At 74.2% G+C, this 3,501-nt stretch carries 2 protein-coding genes and 1 pseudogene; 2 read left to right on the top strand and 1 reads right to left on the bottom strand.

The annotated features are described in order from the left end of the window. Both CA983_RS41625 and CA983_RS41620 read left to right on the top strand, forming a co-directional pair. Nucleotides 1–1,167: pseudogene (locus CA983_RS41625) on the top strand (hypothetical protein); the annotation flags it as partial. Then, nucleotides 1,157–2,392, top strand: coding sequence for a serine/threonine-protein kinase (locus CA983_RS41620; RefSeq protein WP_244207323.1), 1,236 nt, complete (start codon nt 1,157–1,159; stop codon nt 2,390–2,392). The pseudogene CA983_RS41625 and the gene CA983_RS41620, both read left to right, overlap by 11 nt. Here the strand turns inward: CA983_RS41620 and CA983_RS41615 are convergent, their stop codons facing one another. Further along, a complete protein-coding gene (locus CA983_RS41615; RefSeq protein WP_244207324.1) occupies nt 2,393–3,496 on the bottom strand; it encodes an LCP family protein in 1,104 nt (367 codons plus the stop codon). Nucleotides 3,497–3,501: the final 5 nt, after the last annotated feature.

Raw genomic sequence — 3,501 nt, 5'->3', positions numbered from 1 at the left:
GTGTACGCCGATCCGGAGAGCCCGCGGGTACTCGACGCCCGCCGACTGGACCGGCTGCACGACCGGATCCGGGACTTCCGGCGCTCCGAAGGGGGCGGCCCGGTGTTCGTCTCGGTCGTGCCGCAGACCCCCGGGAGCGAGTCGGCCGGTGACTCGATGCTGTTCGCCGCGGCGGTGCACGCCAAGGTGCGCGAGGACGGGCTGTACGTGGTCGCCGACCCCGACGACGGCACGATCGACTTCTACAACCACGGCCTGCGCCGGGACACCGACCACCTGTCCTTCAATCTGCCGGACTCCGTCACGTTCGGCGACAGCAGGGCGGACGAGGCCGACGACCACCTCCTCGGCGAGCGCCTCGACCGGCTGATGGACTTCCTCGACGAGACCCCGCGCACGGACCGGCCCGGATCGGAACCCGCACCGGCCACCGCCCCGAGGGCCGCCGACGAGAACACCCTCCCGCCCCTCTTCGCCACCGACTTCTGGCCCGGCCTGTTCGTGGGCGCCTTCCTGGCACTCCTGCTGTCCGGGGTCGTGGCCGGGGCGGTGGGAATCGTGACCGGCCTGCGGCGGTGGCGCTCACCCGAACCCGAGCCGGCCGGCCTCCTGCCCGTCACCTCCCCGACCGAGCCGTCGGCGTCCTACCTCCGCCGCACGGCCCACGCGGAACTCACCGCGCTTACAAGGAAGTTCACCGACCCCGAGGGGCACGCCCGCGCCTGGGACTGCCTCGACGCGGCGATCCTCCTCCTGGACGGCGACCCGGACCGCGCCCGGAGGCCCGGCACGGATCCCGCGACCCTCACCGCCGTCGTCGTACTGGCCCGGGCGGGCCGGGCCGCGCTCACCGGCGACACCAACGACCTGTGCTGCGGCGTCAACCCCCTGCACGGGCCCGCCGTCAGCCGCCACCACGTGCGCGTATCGGCGGAGGCGGCGGGGAGCAACCGCAGGCGCCTGCTCCCCGTCTGCGTGCCCTGCCGCGACACGGCCATCGCCCAGCCGAGCGGCATCCCGGGCAGATTGCTGAGGCTGCCCGGTTCCACGTCCGGTGACCGCAGCCGACGGCCGTACTACGACGCGACCGACGGCCCACTGACCGCCGTACCCGGCGGCATCGCCCGGCTCATCGACAAGGTGAGGGAGACCGCAGGTGTCCACTGACGTCAAGCGCGTGATCACCGTCCTCGCGGCGCTGCTGCTGGCCGCGCTCACCACCACCCCGGCCCGTGCGGCGGACGGCGACGCCCCGAGCGCCGGGCAGCGCATCGCCGAGGCGCTGCGCACCTCACCCGTCTACGTCGACGAGGCGTACGCCGATGCCGTACCGCCCTCCCGGCAGCGGCAGTTGGCGGAGCGGATCCGCCGAACGGGCCTGCCGATCAAGGTCGTTCTCACGCCGCTCACCAAGGGCGACGCCTTCGACGGCGACTCCGACGTCCTGGCCGGAATCGTCCGCGACCGGATCCCGGACCAGCGGGACCTCATCCTCATCACGACGGACGGCGACTTCCCGGACTCCCTGAACGGCTACGAGTGGCCCGCCGACACCCACCAGGCCCAGGACGCCGTGGCCGCCGTCGGATTCCTGGACCAGACGCGGGACGCGGGGCTTGCCGACCTGACCGCCAAGGCGGTGGAGCTGGTGGCGGAGGGGAAGGGCACCCAGCGGTACGAGGAGGTGATGAAGGACCTGAACGACGCCGCCCCCGCACGGAAGCCGAGACCCGGGGAACCTGGTGACTCGCGCTGGTGGCTGTGGCCCCTGGTCGCCGTGCCGGCCCTGGCCCTGACCGCGCTCGCGACCCGCGCCCTGGTCCGCTCCCGCTCTCCTAGGGCCCCTCACGCCGTTCCCCAGTTGGTGTTCGCCACAGCCCGCGCGGCCGACGAAGCGGAGCTGCGGCGCCGGGCGGAGGCGGAGGTGCTGGCTCTCGGCGAGGCGACCCAGGCGGCCGGTGTCTCCACGACACCCGGTCTTCAGCACGCCCTCGACGCGTACGCCGCCGCGGGCAGGGTCCTCGACGAGGCCCGGGGCGTGCCGGACCTGGCGGGCGCCCTGGCTCTGGCGCAGGAGGGCCGCGACGCCCTCGCCGGCTCCCCCGGCCTGCCCCTCTGCTTCTTCAATCCCCTGCACGGCCGTGCCGCCCTCCGCACGGGCTGGCGTCCGCTGGGCCGGCGGGACCGGCTCGACGTGGCGGTGTGCCAGGACTGCGCGGACGCGCTGCGGCACCGCCGCGCCCCGGAGGTGCTCACGGACAGGGCCGGGGACGGCCGTACCGTCCCCTACTTCGAGCTCCCGGCCGCGCGGAGCGTGTGGTCGGCGACGGGGTACGGGTCGCTGGCGTCAACGCTGGACGGTTTCAACTCCCGTAAGGCCCAGGCTCGTTGATCAACCGAGCGCCCGGTCCTCCCGCAGGGCCGCGAACAGGGCGCGGGCCGGCCGGTCGTCCCACTTCACCGCGCTGCCCTGGGGCGTACGCAGGTCCGGGTCGGCCACGGGCACGTTGAGCTGTCTGCCCCCGCCCGACGCGGCCTTCCGCATGGCCTCGAACAGCGACATGAGGTCGGGCAGCTCCGTGCTCTCGTCGACGATGAGCGTGTCGAGGCCGGAGCGCAGGGTCGGGAAGGTCTTGGACGGATCGGCGAGGGTGGACGGGGTGACGGCCTTGCGGGCGAGGGCGGCGAGGAACTTCTGCTGGTTGCGGGTGCGGCCCAGGTCCCCCTGCGCCTCCTGCTTGCGCTGCCGTACGAACGCCAGCGCCTCGGCGCCGTCGAGGGTCTGGCAGCCGGCGGGCAGGTCGGCGCCGGAGTCCTCATCCCGTACCGGCTTGTCCAGGCACAGGTCCACGCCGCCGACCGCGTCCACCACCCCCACGAAACCGGCGAAGCCGATCTCCGCGTAGTGGTCGATGTGCACGCCGGTGTTGCGTTCCACGGTCCGCACGAGCAGGTCGGGGCCGCCCAGGGAGAACGCCGCGTTCAGTTTGTTCGGCGCGGCCCGGTAGCTCCGGCCGGTGCCGGGATCGACGTACGGCGGGAGGGTCACCCAGGAGTCGCGCGGCAGGCTGAGCATCGTCGTGCCGTTCGCCCCGGTGTGCAGCAGGATCACCGAGTCGGTACGGCGCCCCTCGGCCGAGCCGGTGTTCAGCTCCTTCCGCTCCTGCTGCGACAGTCCCTCGCGGCTGTCGGAGCCCACGACCAGGTAGTTGGTGCCCTCGCCGCGCGGCACCCGGCCGGAGAGCGTGCCGAGGTCGACCTGCTGGTTGAGCCGGGTGTCGGCCCAGACGTACGTACCGGCACCGGCGAGCAGCAGGACGGACGACAGCACGGCCGCGGTCCGCAGGAACCGGCGGCCTTTGCCGGCGCGGCGCCGCGGGCTCCTGCTGCCGCCCCGCCGCCCGCGCTCGTGGACGCTGCTGTCGTAGCGGCCGGGCGCGGCCGGTGAGGGCATGCCGGGCAGCGGGGCCGTGCGGGTCGACGGCGGGGGAGCCAGGGGGG

The organism is Streptomyces swartbergensis, from assembly GCF_002148965.1.
Taxonomy (GTDB): domain Bacteria; phylum Actinomycetota; class Actinomycetes; order Streptomycetales; family Streptomycetaceae; genus Streptomyces; species Streptomyces swartbergensis.
This window is presented reverse-complemented; position numbering and strand designations above follow the sequence as displayed.